The organism is Pseudoalteromonas fenneropenaei (assembly GCF_042643375.1).
Lineage (GTDB): Bacteria > Pseudomonadota > Gammaproteobacteria > Enterobacterales > Alteromonadaceae > Pseudoalteromonas > Pseudoalteromonas fenneropenaei.
Window position 1 is genome coordinate 20,913 of record NZ_JBHRSD010000039.1, and the last position, 16,599, is coordinate 37,511.

General features: G+C 42.1%; 14 protein-coding genes. 5 read left to right on the forward strand and 9 right to left on the reverse strand.

Going from position 1 to position 16,599, the window contains the following annotated elements; all coding sequences use genetic code 11:
- Nucleotides 1-55: 55 nt before the first annotated feature.
- From ACFOEE_RS17720 to ACFOEE_RS17750, 7 genes are all read right to left on the reverse strand, one after another.
- Nucleotides 56-946 carry an EamA family transporter gene (locus tag ACFOEE_RS17720; RefSeq protein WP_377127469.1) on the reverse strand — a complete coding sequence of 297 codons (891 nt, stop codon included), beginning with the start codon at nt 944-946 and terminating at the stop codon, nt 56-58.
- Entirely contained in the window at nt 947-4,090 is a 3,144-nt protein-coding gene (locus tag ACFOEE_RS17725; RefSeq protein ID WP_377127472.1) for an efflux RND transporter permease subunit, read from the reverse strand. It lies immediately after the preceding gene.
- Nucleotide 4,091: 1 nt separating this feature from the next.
- Nucleotides 4,092-5,354, reverse strand: coding sequence for an efflux RND transporter periplasmic adaptor subunit (locus tag ACFOEE_RS17730; RefSeq protein ID WP_377127475.1), 1,263 nt, complete (start codon nt 5,352-5,354; stop codon nt 4,092-4,094).
- 80 nt (nt 5,355-5,434) lie between these two features.
- Nucleotides 5,435-6,289, reverse strand: a complete 855-nt coding sequence (locus ACFOEE_RS17735) for a hypothetical protein (RefSeq protein WP_377127478.1) — start codon at nt 6,287-6,289, stop codon at nt 5,435-5,437.
- Between the two features lie 392 nt (nt 6,290-6,681).
- Nucleotides 6,682-8,334 carry a class I adenylate-forming enzyme family protein gene (locus tag ACFOEE_RS17740; RefSeq protein WP_377127481.1) on the reverse strand — a complete coding sequence of 551 codons (1,653 nt, stop codon included), beginning with the start codon at nt 8,332-8,334 and terminating at the stop codon, nt 6,682-6,684.
- Between the two features lie 25 nt (nt 8,335-8,359).
- A complete protein-coding gene (locus ACFOEE_RS17745) occupies nt 8,360-9,181 on the reverse strand; it encodes a class I fructose-bisphosphate aldolase (RefSeq protein ID WP_377127484.1) in 822 nt (273 codons plus the stop codon).
- Between the two features lie 29 nt (nt 9,182-9,210).
- A complete protein-coding gene (locus ACFOEE_RS17750; RefSeq protein WP_377127486.1) occupies nt 9,211-10,500 on the reverse strand; it encodes a 3-dehydroquinate synthase II in 1,290 nt (429 codons plus the stop codon).
- Nucleotides 10,501-11,130: 630 nt separating this feature from the next.
- On the opposite strand from ACFOEE_RS17750, the gene ACFOEE_RS17755 reads away from it, so the two are divergent.
- Nucleotides 11,131-12,027 carry a LysR family transcriptional regulator gene (locus ACFOEE_RS17755; protein WP_377127488.1) on the forward strand — a complete coding sequence of 299 codons (897 nt, stop codon included), beginning with the start codon at nt 11,131-11,133 and terminating at the stop codon, nt 12,025-12,027.
- 7 nt (nt 12,028-12,034) lie between these two features.
- Here ACFOEE_RS17755 and ACFOEE_RS17760 read toward each other — a convergent pair whose 3' ends face one another.
- On the reverse strand, nt 12,035-13,423 hold the full coding sequence (locus ACFOEE_RS17760; RefSeq protein ID WP_377127491.1) for an aspartate kinase: 1,389 nt from the start codon (nt 13,421-13,423) through the stop codon (nt 12,035-12,037).
- Nucleotides 13,424-13,430: 7 nt separating this feature from the next.
- Nucleotides 13,431-13,880: a carboxymuconolactone decarboxylase family protein gene (locus tag ACFOEE_RS17765; RefSeq protein ID WP_377127493.1), complete on the reverse strand. Its 450-nt coding sequence runs from the start codon at nt 13,878-13,880 to the stop codon at nt 13,431-13,433.
- A gap of 320 nt (nt 13,881-14,200) precedes the next feature.
- Here ACFOEE_RS17765 and ACFOEE_RS17770 point away from each other — a divergent pair, with 320 nt between their 5' ends.
- From ACFOEE_RS17770 to ACFOEE_RS17785, 4 genes are read left to right on the forward strand one after another with little or no spacing between them, the layout of a single operon-like run.
- Complete coding sequence (locus tag ACFOEE_RS17770) at nt 14,201-15,052, forward strand: SGNH/GDSL hydrolase family protein (RefSeq protein ID WP_377127496.1); 852 nt, start codon at nt 14,201-14,203, stop codon at nt 15,050-15,052.
- On the forward strand, nt 15,045-15,506 hold the full coding sequence (locus ACFOEE_RS17775) for a GNAT family N-acetyltransferase (protein ID WP_377127499.1): 462 nt from the start codon (nt 15,045-15,047) through the stop codon (nt 15,504-15,506). Before ACFOEE_RS17770 ends, ACFOEE_RS17775 begins: the two co-directional genes overlap by 8 nt.
- A 4-nt stretch (nt 15,507-15,510) precedes the next feature.
- On the forward strand, nt 15,511-16,044 hold the full coding sequence (locus ACFOEE_RS17780; RefSeq protein ID WP_377127502.1) for a nitroreductase family protein: 534 nt from the start codon (nt 15,511-15,513) through the stop codon (nt 16,042-16,044).
- 2 nt (nt 16,045-16,046) lie between these two features.
- Complete coding sequence (locus tag ACFOEE_RS17785) at nt 16,047-16,595, forward strand: nitroreductase family protein (RefSeq protein WP_377127504.1); 549 nt, start codon at nt 16,047-16,049, stop codon at nt 16,593-16,595.
- The last annotated feature ends 4 nt before the right edge of the window (nt 16,596-16,599 follow it).

A 16,599-nucleotide genomic window follows, 5' to 3' on the forward strand; every position in this document is an offset into this window, starting at 1 on the left:
AAAGTGGTGACTTGCAAACCACTTTGTTTTTGGGAAGCTTAAACCTGCAGCCGCGTTAGACTTTATTTGTTGCAGGGACGAGGAGGCGGTAAAATTTACTGCCAAACATGCCAATGATTAAGCCCGATAGTATAAGACCAAACGCAGCCATTTTATCAACATTCAATGCTTCGTCGAAGATCACCATTGAACCCATTAAACCAAATAACGGGACTAATAGTGACAAAGGAGCGACGCTGGAAATAGGGTGTTTTTTCATCAGTGAGCTCCAGATCCAGAAACTAAATAAGGTCGCTGGATAGATTTGGAAGAAGATTGAAAAAACCGTCATCGCATCAATGTTTTGACTCATCTGCACTAACGCATCTCCGCCATTGACGAAATAGCCGAGCACAAATAGTGGGAAAGATGCAAATAAACAAGACCATACTAGGAAAGAAAAGACGTTGTTGGGCTTCACTTTTTTGACTACGACATTAGTTAAGCTCCAGCATAACGCGCCAAATAAAACAAACGCGATACCTGCGTAAGAGATACTACCGTCCGTTAAATTGAGTACTATCATCAACCCTAGCATCGCCACTGAAAAACCGAAAAGTTGTGGCATGCCCACTTTTTCTTTGAAAAACAGCACACCAAAAATGATGGTAAAAAACGCACTGAACTGTAACAGCAAAGAGGCAACACCGGCGGATACGCCCAAATAGACACCCACATTGACCATGCCCCATACGCCTGTACCAAATAATACCCCGTAAAAAATCATTGCTTTAAGAGAGGTATTTGGTTTTTGAACAAAAAATATCAGCGGTAATGCACAGAATAAAAATCTCAATCCGGCCAGCATAAATGGGTCTAAAGTACCTAACCCAAGTTTAATGATTGAAAAATTCCATCCCCAGATAGCGGTAACTAATATTGCGAGTAGATATTCATTTATCTTCACTTAAGACTCCCTTGTTTGGTTAAATTGCAAGTTGTGGTGTGAAATAGGTTTAGTGCCATACAGTATGAGGTAACCAGCAGGTATCACTAGCATTGACATAATTGGGCTGACTAACATACCGCCAATCATGGGGGCGGCGATCTTTTGCATAATTTGGTCACCACTGCCAGAACTAAACATAATGGGTACTAAACTGGCAGTAATGGTAAAGACTGTCATCGCTTTGGGCCTTATCCTTAAAATTGCGCCGCTTTTAATTGCTTCAATAATCGAGCTTGATTCAAGACGTGCTTGATTTAAATAAATCATGATCACAACGCCAAACTCAGCGGCTACACCACCAAGAGCGATAATGCCAACCGCAACGGCACCAGAAAGTGGATAATTGAGCAAATACACAAACCAAAACGCGCCAGCAATCGCAATTGGGAGCGTAAACAACACCAGCAGCGCTTGCTTCAGCGAGTTAAATGCGATGAAAAGCAGCATGAGAATGATGAGAATAGTTAACGGCACCACTTCCTGCATTTTATCAATTAACCTTTCAATGTGTTCGTATTGACCAACAAAAGTGTAAGTATGCTTATCAGGTAAGGTGACTTGTTCTGCCAGTTTGATTTTTGCATCTGCAACATAGTCTTTAATTGATACCCCTGATTTGACATTGATAAATACCCAAGCACTGACTGCTCCATTTTCGCTTTTTATGATAGCCGGACCATTTTTTATGCTTATTTCAGCGACTTGCTCTAACGTAACCCAAGCTCCTGAAGGTGATACAAAGGGCAGCTGTTTGAGTGCTTCAATATCATTTCGATAGTCTCTGGGGTAGCGCAGGTTGATAGGGAAGCGAGTTCTATCTACGACCAACTCGCCGATATTGGCACCTCCCAAGGCATACTGCACAATCGCTTGAATATCTGAGATCATCAGCCCATATTGCGCAGCTTCGCGCCGTTTAGGGAGGATGTCGATGTAACGGCCTGATTGCACGCGCTCGGCATACACAGAATCCGTGTTATCTAACTGCGCTAGTATCCCCTCAATTTGCTTACCAAGTTGCTCCAAACTGTGATGGTCGGTGCCCGAGATTTTTATTCCTACTTGGGTTTTGACTCCAGTTGAGAGCATATCAATGCGGGTTTTAATCGGTTGTACCCACGCATTGGTGACCCCAGGTAATTGCACTTTACTTTCCAACTCGGCAATCAGTTTCTCTAAGGTCATATCCTCACGCCATTGTGCTTTGGGTTTTAGTTGAATGGTTGTTTCCAACATGGTGAGTGGGGCAGGATCCGTTGCAGTATCGGCTCGCCCTGCTTTGCCAAAAACCGACGCAACTTCTGGTACTGTTTTGATTAAGCGATCAGTTTGCTGCAATATTTCCCCAGCTTCTTGAATGGAAACGCCCGGTAACGTTGTTGGCATATACAGCAAATCACCTTCGTAGAGTTCAGGCATAAATTCACTGCTCATATGGTGAATGGGATACACCATGGACAGGGCAAACAAACAACCCACAGCTACAATAATTTTTGGGGATCGTAGGCTTAAGTTTAAGAGCGGTTGGTAAAGGCGAATGAGCAACCGATTGAGCGGATTGGTCGTTTCTTCTGGGATCCGACCTTTAATGCAAAAACTCATTAATACGGGGATCAATGTGACGCTCAATAGTGCAGTAGCGGCCATCACAAAAGTTTTGGTCAGCGCTAAGGGGGTAAACAATTTGCCCTCTTGGCCTTCCAGTACAAATATAGGAAAAAATCCCAGCGTAATAATGAGTAGCGAAATGAACAGCACAGGGCCAAGTTCAGTTGCGGCACGTTCAACCAATTGTCCGTGCTCGGCTTTGGTTGGTAGCCTGTTGTAACTATTTTGATGATTAATCAGATGGCGATTTAAATTTTCGACCATGACGATAGCAGAATCGACCAGCGCTCCAACCGCGATCGCAATGCCCCCTAAACTCATTATATTGGCATTCAGCCCACTCCAATACATAGCTAGACCACCTATGAGTAGTGCAAATGGAATGGAGATCACCACCACCAGCATAGAACGAACGTGGAGTAAAAAAGCAAAACACACTAACGCGACAACTGCTATTTCGATCATGATTTTGTTGGTCAGATTGGCAATTGCAGCAGTAATTAGTGTGCTTCGGTCATAAACTGTCTCAATTTCGACTCCACTAGGGAGGGCGTTTTGTAAGGTTGCTAGTTTAGCTTTAACTGCGGCTATGGTGGACAGGGCATTTTCCCCATCCCGCATCACAATGATCCCACCAACCACTTCACCTTCACCATTAAGATCTGCAATCCCACGTCTTAATTGCGGCCCTTTGGTGATATGTGCGACATGCTCAAGCGTAAGGGGAGTGCCATCGCCATTGTGTACGCCTAAAAAGATGTGATGCAAATCGGTTAAGGTTGATAAATACCCTCTACTACGCACCATATATTCGGCTTCTGCCATTTCTATAACCGCACCACCTTGCTCTAAATTGGCATTTTGGATGGCATTTTTAACCGCTTTGACGGTAAGGCCATATTGCATTAATTTCTGAGGTTCTAATACGATTTGGTAGGTTTCCTCCATGCCTCCTACCGTGGCGACTTCACTGACGCCCGAGATGCTTTGTAACTCGTATTTTAGGAACCAATCTTGCAGCGTTCTCAATTCACTGAGGTTATATTGTTGGCTAGGATCTTTGAGTACATATTGGAAGATCCAGCCGACACCTGAAGCATCTGGGCCCATATTAGTTTGAGCTTCTGCGGGTAAAAGATGTGAAGTACGGCTCAAGAACTCATTAACACGCGCTCTTGCCCAGTAAGGATCTGTGCCATCTTCAAAGATCACGTAAATATATGAATCGCCGAAAAATGACCAGCCGCGCACGGTTTTAGCTTTAGGTACAGAGAGCAGCCAAGTGGAAAGTGGAAAAGTCACTTGCTGCTCCACTATCTCAGATGCTTGACCCGGGTAAGTGGTTTTAACAATCACTTGCACATCTGAGAGATCAGGGATAGCGTCTAAAGGGATTTTCACTAACGAATGTAATCCGCTTAAGGCTAATGCCAAAGCGAGCAATATAACGAGTACTTTATTTTTTAGACTTTTTATAATGAGTTTTGTGAGCATGTTAATTCTCTTGCAGGCCAGAGTCCGTACGTGCCATTTTGATGATGGCCTCTCGGATGTTGGATTCTGAATCAATAAGGAACTGGCCGGAGGTGACGACATGCTCTCCTTCATTTAGACCCGCTAAAATTTCCACTCTTCCCTGTGTTGTGATGCCCACCTTTACCACTCGCGGCGAAAAGTGATGCTGATCATCTTTAACAATAACACGCTGTTCATGCTCGGTGCGGATCACGGCGCCTACTGGAACATTCAGCACGTTATGTTTCCCGCCTCCGTATATTCTCACGTTTGAAAGCATATTTTTCTTAATTTTTAGGTCGCTATTATTGACGGAAAGATGTAAGCGCAGCGTACGAGTAACGGGGTCTAGTTCGGGATAGATATGTTCAATTTTGGCTTCAAGGCGACTTTTCCCGATAGCCGGAATATCTACTTCTGCCCAAGTGCCCTTATTAAGCCAATTTGCCTGATGCTCAAAGACATTGACGAGCATCCACATGGTTGACGCATCAGCCAATGTCATCATTTGTGATGCCGTGCTGACATAAGCTCCTTGTTGAATATGCATAGTGCTGACAATCGCGTCAAATGGTGAGAAAAACGGAAGAATATCAATAGAATCTCCTCTTTTTTCAATTTCTGTAATTAGCTCTTGGGTGATCCCTAAGAGTATCAGCCTAGAATGCGCACGTTCTAGCAGCGTTTTATTTACGGTTTTACTCTTGTAAATACCTAAGTAATAGTCTTGTGCGGCGACGAGATCAGGAGAGTAAATCTTATATAAGAGTTGCCCTTTTTTGATAAGCTCGCCAGGTGTAGTTACTGCTAAATGTTCTATCCACCCGTTTGCTTTTGAATGTACAGCCAAAGTCCGATTCTTGTCATAGTCCACCGTCCCTAGGGTTTCAATGTATTGCCACAGTGTAGAGCGCTCTACGGGTGACGTTGCTAAAGCAATATTTGCTTGAGCTGATGCTGAGACTATCACTTGGCGTGCATGGGTATCGAGAGGATTGTCTCGAGCAACAAGTTGCATACCACAAATTGGGCAATCACTTTGATGACTGTCTAAAATATGATTGTGCATGGGGCAAATATAGACAGTTTGGTTAGAAGTATTTGAAGTAACGTTCGTTTTTGTAACGCTATTAGGTATTGCGGTTGTAGCTTTTTCTGAATTTAAGGTATGAATAAAAAAAGCACAGCTTGTTAATAATACTAAAACCAAAGTTGTGACGACGACGTGAAATATTTTTTCCATAAAACCACACAATAGCATTAGGTGTAATCAGTATTAAATACGGGAAGTCAATAGACTTCCCTGATGACTTTTAGCAAATGTTATCTGCAGCCTGGTGCATTTTTAAACATCATGCGGAAGTCTCTCATATATATTTCTATATAGGTTTGACCTTCACTATTTTGTTTGTGATCCCAACCGTATACTTTCGGGTAGAATCCAGTGTTCTCGACACATAACGGCATGTCTATTTCCTTTTCGAAATGAGGGTTGGAAATAATAGTGTCGAATGTGATCATAGGCTCTACAAAAGTAAGTTTACCGTTGTATGAACCCCATAATAATGTCTCGGTAAATACGCCACCATTGAATTCTGGTGTGTCGTTATAATACCAGTGCACACCTTGACCTGGCACGTTGATATAATTCCCGTTAGGGAACGTTTGCGGGATTGACGTTGGTGGCATGTATTCTGCGGGAGGTAAAATTTGTCCTTCAGGATCTGCAAATTGAATTGCCGCCAACTCTTCTTTTTCAACAAAAGCCAGATGAATGTCAAAGTGAGCAATATCGTAAACACCACTGGGTGAGTGTCCTGCTGGATTCCAAGAGAAATAAGAATGTTTGAATGGGCTGCCTGCTATGCGCGGAAAGTTAAGGTGAGCATCGTGATGCGTTGCGTCCGTTGGTAGGTTGTTGATATCTAAAATTTCAGGAGACAGTGTCATACCAATCTTGTAATAACCACCAGCGGCCAGCGCTACCCAAGTATTCACCGTACCGCCAGCCATATGCATGACTTCACCGTATACGCGTAACGTATGAAGACCATTGTCGAACACTTGTTCACCAAATACTTCCGGATCACTGACTGGGTATTTATCTTCAACAAGCTGGCCTGCCATTGCCGAAGAGGTTGAGAGCACTCCCAGTAGTGCTAAGGTTTTAATATGCATTTTTATATTTCCATTTATAGGTGTAATAACCAGAGGCAGTTAAGGCAAGCTTTATGCCATTTTATCGATTATTTAATCTAGGGTTATGGTGGTTGATTAATTAGGGTTTTTCTGGTTTATGAATGGGGTTAAAACTGGTTTGTAGGGTTTTAAATGTTGATTTTGAATCGTATTAAGTACGAGGTGTATTAGATTTGGTACGTGAGTTTTTATATGTAAAGAGTGCCTTTGGTTGCTCTTTGTTATTTTTTAAATCTAATGTGGTGCAATAAAGGTATTAGTAAATTATCATTTCATCAATGAATAATGTGGAATTAAAACGTAAAATATTCCAGACCCTATGGAAGGATGCCTTTGCTAAAGCACATTTAGCAAAGGCACATCTAGTTTACTTAAGTGTGCGCAAATACGCGGATTTCACTCTTATCATCATGGCGTAATACACGCTTCAGTACTTTCCCTGTCACGCCTTCAGGTGCATAAGATTGATCTTTATCAACCACAGAAATACTGTCCAGTTTTGGGATCTTGTCTGCACTCAAGCAATCATTGATCTGGCTTAACAACGACGCTAAGTATTGCTCTGATCTGTCCTCACTCACTAAATCAACTCGGATAGCCACTTTGGTATGGAGTTGTGCATCTTGATAGGTATAAATTGAGCAATCGAAGATTTCATCAAACTGCTTCAGTATCAGCTCTTCGGTTTGTAGGCTATAGAGTACCCCTGCGGCAGAAGTGATTTTGTCTGTGATCCGGTCGAGGTGATAAAAATAGCCAAGCTCATCTTTTTTCACTAAGTCACCGGTTATCCAATAACCATTCACCCGTGATTTTTCAGTCAGTAAGGTACTGTTCCAGTATCCTGGGGTGAGAGACGGGGATTTTATGCCTAAGCGGCCAACTTGACCGCAAGGGAGGATATTCCCCAAATCATCAATTACCTGCGCATCAACCCAAGGCTGTGGTTTACCAACACAACGGTCATAATCACGTTTACCTTGGTGATGATTAACGGTAAATAATGATGAGCCCATTTCCGAAGAACCGAGTCCATCAATGTAAATGGAGCCGGGCTTGAGTACCCCTTGATGATAGTGAGAACCCCAACTGGTGAGATGCTTAACGTGCCGCTCGTGCGCTGCATCGCCTGTACTTCGCCAGTAGTTGACGCTAGCTAAGTCTTCTACTCGAGGTTTACTTCTAACCAATTCAACGAAAATCTTTGGAAAAGCGACGACAAAGTTCGGTTTAAAACTCGCTACTTGCTGCGCTAAGCTTTGTGGCGATTTATCGCTCAGCACCAATGTAGGGCATCCGCGCATACTTGCTTCCATTAAATAGGCTAGGCCTGAATTATGAGAATGCGGCAAGGCTGTCAGATAGCGATCAAGATTCGCAATCGGATTATTTAGTCTAAACCGGATCCCATGAAAGTAAGGCTTGTGCGCTGCGATGACCGACTTAGGTATGCCTGTTGTGCCAGAAGTGTGGGTCAACAAAACGGGATCGGTTGGGGCATGAATAAAGGGATATTGCACAGGTAGCTTGTTTTCAGCTGGTTGCTGAACGACTTGTTCAATATCAAAAAACTGTATGCCATCCGTACTCTCAAAAGCTTGCATATCCGATAGCCGCTCTTTGGTCGACAGTACCAAATTGGCTTGGATGTGCTTGATATATTGGATGGCAATTTCAGGTGCGAGCTTACTGTTAATTAGTGCTGGAATCGCACCTAAACTGGAGAGCGCAATGAATTGCAGAAAGTAATCGATAGTATCGTCAATAAAGACCGCGACAACATCTTTACTCGTTACTCCCGCTTTGCAGTAAAATGATGACCACTGTTTGGCGCATTCCAACAGACTCTGTTGTGAAAAGCTCATGCGCTTGGTATTACCAAAGCCAATAATTGGACGCTCTAAAAACAAATAGTCATGATCACTGTAACTATTTTCCCTCACTAAGTAGTGAAGAAAATTACCCGCACCTAAATGCTCATTTTCAAGCATTTTGTGGAGTTCAAATGGGTCTACTTGACTCATTTCTCTTTCCCTCTTAGTCGATGACTTACACAGCTTGTTGCTGATCAAAATAGCCAAGTGTTGCTGTCGGTTGTGCTGCCGATGATTTGAGCACTTTGGCTAAACGCGACAAAATATATTCCTTGTTGTCACTTTGGAAGACGCCACGACCAATACAGAGCCCTTTTGCACCATAAGACATTGCTGCTTGTGCTTTGTTGATAAGCGCGTTTTCATCACCTTTTTCACCACCGGCAAAGAACACTGGCGTGCTGTCATCTGCGGCAGAAAGCAAGTGTTCTAACTGTTCAATACGCTTCGGAAAGCCAATTTTCAGAGCGTCACTGCCTAGCTCAATCCCCATCCGAATAAATGAACGCATCCGCTCGACCGATTCTAAATCTCCTGCATCCACTTTGTCATAGACCATGCTGAGCAGCGGAATACCTAGAGCGTGTGCTTTGTCAGCGACCGCGCCAAGTAGGCGCGTATTGTGTGCTGCATTGTTCGCAGTAAAATTAACTTGAATAGAAACTGCATCCGCACCGAGCTGCACAGCATAGCTTAGATCTGTGACAAGCTGTTTGGTGTCCGCGTCTTCAAACAAACTGTTCATGCCATTGAGATGGACAATAACGCCAGTAGAAGAGGGGATAGCATCAGCCAGAATAAGCTTTTCCAACATACCTTTATGCGCAATGATCGCACTAATGTCAGGATTGCCGACCCAGCTTTGGATCTGTTGGGTTGATTCGATACCTTTAATCGGACCTACCGTCAGGCCGTGATCGATCGGAACGATGAGTCCAGCAGATTGCTCACCGTAGAGCAGTCTGCTTAAGCGTAATTTTCTTCCAAAATAACTCATGTTAATTAATCCTTTGAACAGGTGAGCAATTAGCGTTCGATGATAGTTTCATCGATTTTGATACCAACGTGACGACCCACTTCGGTAACGTAACCAAGTACCTTGTCACCGGCTTTGAGTTCAGAGATGTTTAATGGCTTGGCGTCAGCAGAGAAAATACGAACGTGCCAATCGTCCTGCATAATCACATTGACTTCTTCACCGTTGGCGAAGACGACTTCAATGATCCGCAGCGGACGTTTTTCAATTTTCACTCGTCCAACCGGCGCTGTTCTTACGCGGCCTTTCGAATTCACCAACATGACGTTAGAACCAGCCTTGAGTTCAGACATGTAATCGGTTCTATCGTTGGTATTATAAACATAGCTATGAACGGCACCTGCATTCACTCTGAATGGACGTAATTCCATGTAAGGTAGGAAGTACACTTCTGGACAGCATAATAAGCCGCCTTGTGAGGTTGAGCCGACCAACATACCTTCATCATCATCAAATAAAGTGCTGGTATCGATACATGCGCGGTAGCCCATGCCAACTGGGTAACTGGCTTTAACTGTGCCGACTTGTAGGCTGACATTGTCTTGATCGCGGTGCTCAATACGAGAAATAAATTGGTCAAGACAAGCATGGTCTTCAGGCGAGTAAATTACCCCTTCCGCACCATATTCCATAACACCCAGTGTGACGATGGCATCATCTACATCTTTTGGCGATGAAATCTGTTTCATCAAAATGGTATTGGTTTTTTGTAACGATGCAATGACTAATTCGAGAGGGATATTAGTTGGATCTTTAAATAAAATGCTCAAGTAATCCGCTTTTAAGCCATCATAAACCGAACTATGAAGACTTTGGTTATCGTCAACATAACAGTGATAGCAAACAGTTAGACCATCTTGCTTCAAAGTTGTGATCATTTGGTTGTCGGTGTAACTAACCACTAAACGCTTTGATTTATCTTCTTTAAATTGCTTGTAAAATTTACTTTTTTTGAATTGCTCAAGCTCGTCTTTATCAGCGAGTTTGAGAATCACTAGCATACGGTTAGGTATATATTTGATTAAGTTTTCTATGTTACTTAAATAGGTAATTATACCTGAATACTGTAGGTTGATAATTCTTGCAAATATATCGTCATCTGGCGACTGTTGCTTCAAGCCTTTTGTATCAAACCAAATAACTGGGCCGTTGAGATCCGCTCTTTTATCTTCGCGACTATTACGAATGTTATTTAGTTTTACAGCACTACGCCTGTTCACATTCTCTATGGTTTCATACTTTTCGATTACTAAATCTTCTTTCTTGATAATAGCTTCCATTTTTTTTCCTTGAATATTAAATAGCAGATTAAGTTTGATCTCTTTCAGCAAGAACCGAACCAATAATTTTTTCCTTTATATACAGTGTTTTAATTTTTTTGAGTGGTTTGCTGTATTGATAAAAAAGTACACCATGTATCTTATACGTTACAAAGTTCAGCAGTATCCAAGGTGTTAAATTAGAAATGGTAAGTCTGATTAAATTGGTAGTAATGGTTATTGTTCGTATTAATGCAGGGGTAGGGAGGGGTAGTGATTTTAGAGTAACATTTTTCTGTGTTGACTAAAGCTAAATAACTTGTTTTTCTTTTAGGTTGAGATTAAAAAGTTTGAGGGTGACTTTGTTGGTTTTTTTGCAACACTTAAAGGGTGAGATGCTTTAAGTTGATTATTTTAAAAATTTTATTGTTGATCATATATAAAAATAAACTTAGATTTATTACTATCTCTTTTTATATCAACAATAGTTATGAAAATGTGAGAGTTAACTTCTTATGTGCCTTATGGTGCAAGGGCTTTTGTTTCCATTTTATTAACTTGTTTGGTGATTTTTATTGAATTCTTCTATGAGATGTTGGATTTTTCTCGCGATTGCATTGGGCTGTTTGCGTAGTAATGTGGGTAAGAAGGATGTTAAAAACAATTTCTACATTTTTGAAAGTAGTTGAATGCGGGAGTTTGAGTAAAGCCGCAGAAGTATTAGGGGTTAGCCCTTCAGCCGTTTCTAGACAAATCAGTCACTTGGAGGATAAAGTCGAAGGCAAACTGTTAAAGAGAACCGCCCGCTCTCTTGCTTTGACCGAAATTGGGCAAGAGTATTACAAACAAGCTTCTAAAATTATCAAAGATATCGAAAACCTCAATTCAACGGTTAAGTCTCACAGTACCGAGATCAAGGGTACCCTGAGCATTTCCGTATTTGAGTCTTTTGGTTTGGCTTATATTTCTCCATTGTTACCTAAATTTTTGAAGCAACACCCCAATTTGTCGATAGAGTTAGATTTGAATAATGATGTGGTGGATCTTTACCGCAAGCGTTTTGACGTTGGGATCCGCTTGGGCGTCCCGAAAGATTCCAGCTTGGTTGTGCGCCCGCTGGTCAGGAATAACTTGGTGTTGTGCGCTTCGCCAGCCTATCTGCGTGAACATGGAGTCATACAACATCCGAATCAATTGACTATGCACAATTGTTTGTCATTGAGTCGCAATGGTAAAGCTGTGAAGTGGAACTTTTGCAAAGGAGCGGAGGAGATTGGTGTTGAAGTACGCGGTAATCTGCTTTCAGCGGGTGGGCAAGTGCTAATAGAAGCAGCTCGACAAGACTTAGGGTATATTTTACTACCAGAATGGGTACTTTATCAGGATTTACGCGAAGGCCGATTGGTACGTTGCTTAGATGATTGGGAAGCGAACATTGGCCGTACACATGTTTATGTGTTTTACTTAAAAGACAGCTTTACGCAGAAAACCATTCAAGCATTTATTGATTTCCTGCGACAAGAATTACCCAGTCAGTTTGTTATTTAACGCTACTCTAATTCACGATTTGCTGTGCAGAATTACCCTGATGTTCTACAACTAACTGATGTAAAAAGGTTAAGAGCTGCGACAAGTATACAGGTTCAATGACAAAACTGAGCGCACTTTCATGGCCAACGCCGATAACCTTGTTGATAGGGAATAAGCCAGTTATTTCGCCAATTTGCTCATAAAATTGATCTGTTTGCTGCAGTTTGTGACCCACGATTGAAACTAAGGTTAAATGGCGTTGTGACTCTATCACAATGTCATTAAAACCATGGGTAACTAAGTATTGTTTAAGCTTGGTGTAGGTTGTTTGTTCAATCTGAGGCGTTACTAAGGTGATAGTATCTGCGTGGAGTTCACAAGTGTAAACGCAGCTAGCTAGTTGCGTAAGAATATCCATTAGAATATGAGTTAGTGTCACGCCATTTAAGGCATTTTGCTTTATTTTTAAGACGGTGACGTCCTTTAAATAGGTAACGGAGCATGGCCCTGATGTTTCGACCATATCATGTATTAAGGTATAACCTGAATTGGGTCTAAAGGTTGAGGCAACAATGATAGGAATGTTGCCGCGCATAGCAGGTTCTATAGATCTGCGATGCAGCACTTTGGCGCCTAAATTAGCTAATAGGGCGGTGGTGTGATAACTCAGCTCTCGAATGGCATGGCTGGCAGGGAGTAAGCGAGGATCGCCGGAATAGACTCCCGCAACGTCGGTCCATATTTGCAGTTCTTTGGCATCACATGCTTCTGCAAGGATGGCAGCACTTAAATCACTCCCTCCTCGCCCTAGTGTAATCAGCTTTGCGGTTTCAATATGCTTTGCTATGAACCCTTGGGTGACGATCAGTTGTCCTGGCTCAAGTTTAGCAAGCCAATTATTGCAAGCTTCTCGACAAGCGGGTAGTACAAATTCGTGGTTATCGTAGGTGTCGCCTTTGACATAAACAAGCTCAAGTGCAGATACTTGATTATTTTTCAACAAACAGCTATCGAAGATCACCGATGTTAGTTGAGAAGAAATAATTTCACCCATCGCAATAACAGTTTGGTAGTCATCTTGGCTTTTGGTGTAAAAATATTGCAACGCAATACTATTTAAACTACTTACCCAATCTGAAATTATATTCTGACATGCAGTCTGTAGTGGCAAACCGTACATAGGTAAGGTGAAATTATCATAAAATAATATAATGCTATGTATTGTGGCATGAAGATGCTCTAAAGAATTAGCTTGAGTCAAAGCGATCAATTTTTCAGTAATGCCGGCTTGTGCACTGACAACGACTATTTTGATTGCTTTATCATTTTTTACAATATTTGCACAGTGAAGAAGGGATTCGAAGCTGGCAACACTGGTTCCACCAAATTTAGCTATCTTTAAAGCACGCATCATGACTCTCCTATGCGTTATACGTTCCTGCCACTGTACCAATTGAAAGCACTAAACGGTTCCAGCTGTTGATCCCAATTACTGCGAGACTGAGTTCGCCAATCTCACTATTAGAAAAATAAGCTCGTACTTCTTCATATATATGATCTGGCACTTGCTGTGCCGATATATTGGTTAGAGTTTCTGTCCATAATAATACTGCGCGCTCTTTTTCATTAAAGTAAGGTGTTTCACGCCAATTCTGAACGTTAGCCAGTTCGTAAATATTCAGTCCATCCTTTTGTGCATTTTTAAAGTGCATATCTACACAAAATGCACAGCCATTTATTTGCGAAGCGTAGAGTTTAATTAGGTGTAGTAGTTTTTTGTCAATGGAGCTTGATTGAATATTTTCCTCCATATTCATCAAAGAACCGAAAACAAAGTTTGGCATGTCTTTATAAGTCATTCTCGCTTTCATTATATTTTCCTGAAATAGGTATGGTTTATAGTGTAGAACGCTAACGCAAAATCTAAGCCAAAATTTATAAATCTCCTTTTTGCACTTATCTGTTTGATTTAAATGAATTTTATTGTTTCATTTTAAAACTAGTTCAAATTGTCATTAGGGTGATGTCCTATTGTCAGTACCCGATGTAATCATTTCAGTACTTTAGTGGCCTTTCAGGTGGCTCACTATTGATCTTAATTCATATAAATCAAAAGCTTATCTATTTGGCATAACTTTTGGAAGTAAAGCCATATTGTTTGGTGTAACGGTATTCAAATGCGGGAGGGAGTATGTCGCAAAGTGAGCTTGAAAAAGCAAAAAGAATAATCAGGTTTTTCCACCCAGAAAAGCGTTTTGGGTTTATGCCGGGAGCAAATGACACTGAGGCTTTGGCGAGGATCTTCGGTGTTTCGCAGCAAAATTATCTGTCCATTCGCGAAGAGTTTGAACTGAATGTCAATCTGACTGCACGAGAGCTACTTAATGAAGTGGATTACATGCGCTCGCTTAAGACCATTACGCTGCCAGCAGGAAGTAAAATCGCGGTGATCGGAGACAGTCTAACTGACGACTATCAGTCTTGGTTTGAAATTATTGCTAAAAGCTTTGCCATCGCTCGTCCAGAGTTAGAGCTGCAATGGATTAATACTGCTTTATCTGGTGATACCACGATGCAGTTATTTTCAACTTTAACCCAAATAGAGAAGCTAAAGCCAGATTACCTATTTTGTTTGATTGGTACGAACGATGGGCGCATTCATGGGGCTGGCGAAAAATCTTGCACTGGGTTCCGTGAGGTCATCGATAACTTATCAGAAATTGCTTCGCGCGCGCTGTCCAGTGTCGTTAAACAGTTCATTTGGTTAACCCCTGTGGGAGTAAAAGAAGAGTGGATCAAACAAGACTGGTTGCTCAATCAATTCTGCGCCTCTTGGAGCAATAAACAAATCCTTGAAACCGCAGAACTTATCAGAACCAGACCGGAAAAACATATTGACATCGCTCCGCTATTTGCTGGTGAAAGAAGCGAGACGATGTTTTTAGAAGATGGGCTGCATTGGAGTTTGCAGGGCCAAAAGGCAGTTGCACGGACTGTGATGTCAGGTTTTAGTCAAATACTCAGGAGCAAAATACATGACTAAGAAATCTGTCGAGATCAAAGTAGCGACAGCACAAGACTGTATGGCAGTGGCAACATTGTTTGATAAGTATCGCCAGTTTTATCAGCAGCAGTCTGATTTAAATTCGGCGATGCAGTTCATCGATGCGCGTATTAGTCGTTGTGATTCTGTCATTTTACTGGCTTCTGATGCAAGCGGCGCAGTAGGTATATTGCAGGTTTACCCGACTTTCTCTTCTATCTCAATGGCTAATGTTTGGCTTATCAACGACCTGTATGTATGTGAAAGCGCAAGAGGACAGGGGATTGCCAAACGTCTCATCAACACCTGTATTGAGCTTGCTACAGTGCAGCAAGTAAAACTGCTGCGCATTTCTACTGAGTTCAGCAATACCGCTGCTAGTACGCTATACGAACAAATCGGATTCGAAAAAGATACCCGTTTTCAACATTATAACTTTTTCATAAAAGGATAAGGCAATGGATAGGAAAGAGTTTTTAAACGAGTTGCTTGATGCAGCACTACTCGCACCGACGTCCTTCAACTTACAGCATTTTCGTTTTATTGACGTACAAGACGAGGATAAGAAGCTGACGTTACTTAATAGTGCCAGTAACTGGGACAGAGCATTGGTTCCTGAGTTGGTGCTGGTGGTATGTGGTGATACCCAAGTTTGGCAGGCAGCAGCAACATTCGCGCAGCATGTGAATCGAGAATTTGAAGAAGCCTCGCTTGCCAAATCGACCATTGTGTACGAAAAGAGCCCACAAACACAACGTGATGAAGTGAATCGGAGCTGCGGATTTGCGCTGACCAATATGACCATCACCGCAAATCTGTTGGGTAAAGGTTGCCAGATACTCAAGGGAGTCTGCAATGAAGCGGTGGCAGAACTATTAAACATACCAGCGAGCCATACCGTGGCTGCGGTTGTGACATTTGATACAGCATTCTTTAAGCCGTTACATAAATGTCATGCAGGTACTCATGTTGTTTCAGAGAACGGATTTTAATCATGATGATTTCTAATGAAAGATTACACAAAGCCATGCGTGAACGCAGAGCCATCAAGCATTTTGAAGCGAGTTTTGAAGTGCCAGCCAGTGACCGAGATTACATATTGCATTTTGCACAGGATCTTGACCTTGGTTTGGCGACATTGCCGCTGCGCATTTGTCGTGTCACTGATAAGGCATTGCGGGAGCAAATCCGTGAGGTGGGTTACAACCAGCCACAGCACACTGGCGCCAGTGAACTATGGGTGGTGTGTATTGATACTGATGTATTAGCGCAGGACAACAACACCCATTTACGTGACCAAGCAATGTTTTATGGCGCTGCATACTCACAAGCATTGATGGTGGCTGCGGCAAGTTTGGGTTACGACTCATGCCCCATGATTGGATTCAAATTTGCTGCGGTAAGTGAGCTTATCTCATTGCCTGACAATTATGTACTTTGTAATTTCGTGGTGTTTGGCAAACGTAATAAAGCGCCATTGCCTAGAGGCTCCAAATTGTCATTGAACGACATTCTCTTTACCAATGAATTGGCACAAAGGTAACGGT

Excerpts from the sequence above, each read along its gene's own strand:
- ACFOEE_RS17750 (WP_377127486.1), bottom strand. The coding sequence starts at position 10,500 with ATGGAAGCTATTATCAAGAAAGAAGATTTAGTAATCGAAAAGTATGAA.
- ACFOEE_RS17735 (WP_377127478.1), bottom strand. The coding sequence starts at position 6,289 with ATGCATATTAAAACCTTAGCACTACTGGGAGTGCTCTCAACCTCTTCG.
- ACFOEE_RS17780 (WP_377127502.1), top strand. The coding sequence starts at position 15,511 with ATGGATAGGAAAGAGTTTTTAAACGAGTTGCTTGATGCAGCACTACTC.
- ACFOEE_RS17770 (WP_377127496.1), top strand. The coding sequence starts at position 14,201 with ATGTCGCAAAGTGAGCTTGAAAAAGCAAAAAGAATAATCAGGTTTTTC.
- ACFOEE_RS17740 (WP_377127481.1), bottom strand. The coding sequence starts at position 8,334 with ATGAGTCAAGTAGACCCATTTGAACTCCACAAAATGCTTGAAAATGAG.
- ACFOEE_RS17745 (WP_377127484.1), bottom strand. The coding sequence starts at position 9,181 with ATGAGTTATTTTGGAAGAAAATTACGCTTAAGCAGACTGCTCTACGGT.
- ACFOEE_RS17760 (WP_377127491.1), bottom strand. The coding sequence starts at position 13,423 with ATGATGCGTGCTTTAAAGATAGCTAAATTTGGTGGAACCAGTGTTGCC.
- ACFOEE_RS17725 (WP_377127472.1), bottom strand. The coding sequence starts at position 4,090 with ATGCTCACAAAACTCATTATAAAAAGTCTAAAAAATAAAGTACTCGTT.
- ACFOEE_RS17775 (WP_377127499.1), top strand. The coding sequence starts at position 15,045 with ATGACTAAGAAATCTGTCGAGATCAAAGTAGCGACAGCACAAGACTGT.
- ACFOEE_RS17785 (WP_377127504.1), top strand. The coding sequence starts at position 16,047 with ATGATGATTTCTAATGAAAGATTACACAAAGCCATGCGTGAACGCAGA.
- ACFOEE_RS17765 (WP_377127493.1), bottom strand. The coding sequence starts at position 13,880 with ATGAAAGCGAGAATGACTTATAAAGACATGCCAAACTTTGTTTTCGGT.
- ACFOEE_RS17730 (WP_377127475.1), bottom strand. The coding sequence starts at position 5,354 with ATGGAAAAAATATTTCACGTCGTCGTCACAACTTTGGTTTTAGTATTA.
- ACFOEE_RS17755 (WP_377127488.1), top strand. The coding sequence starts at position 11,131 with ATGTTAAAAACAATTTCTACATTTTTGAAAGTAGTTGAATGCGGGAGT.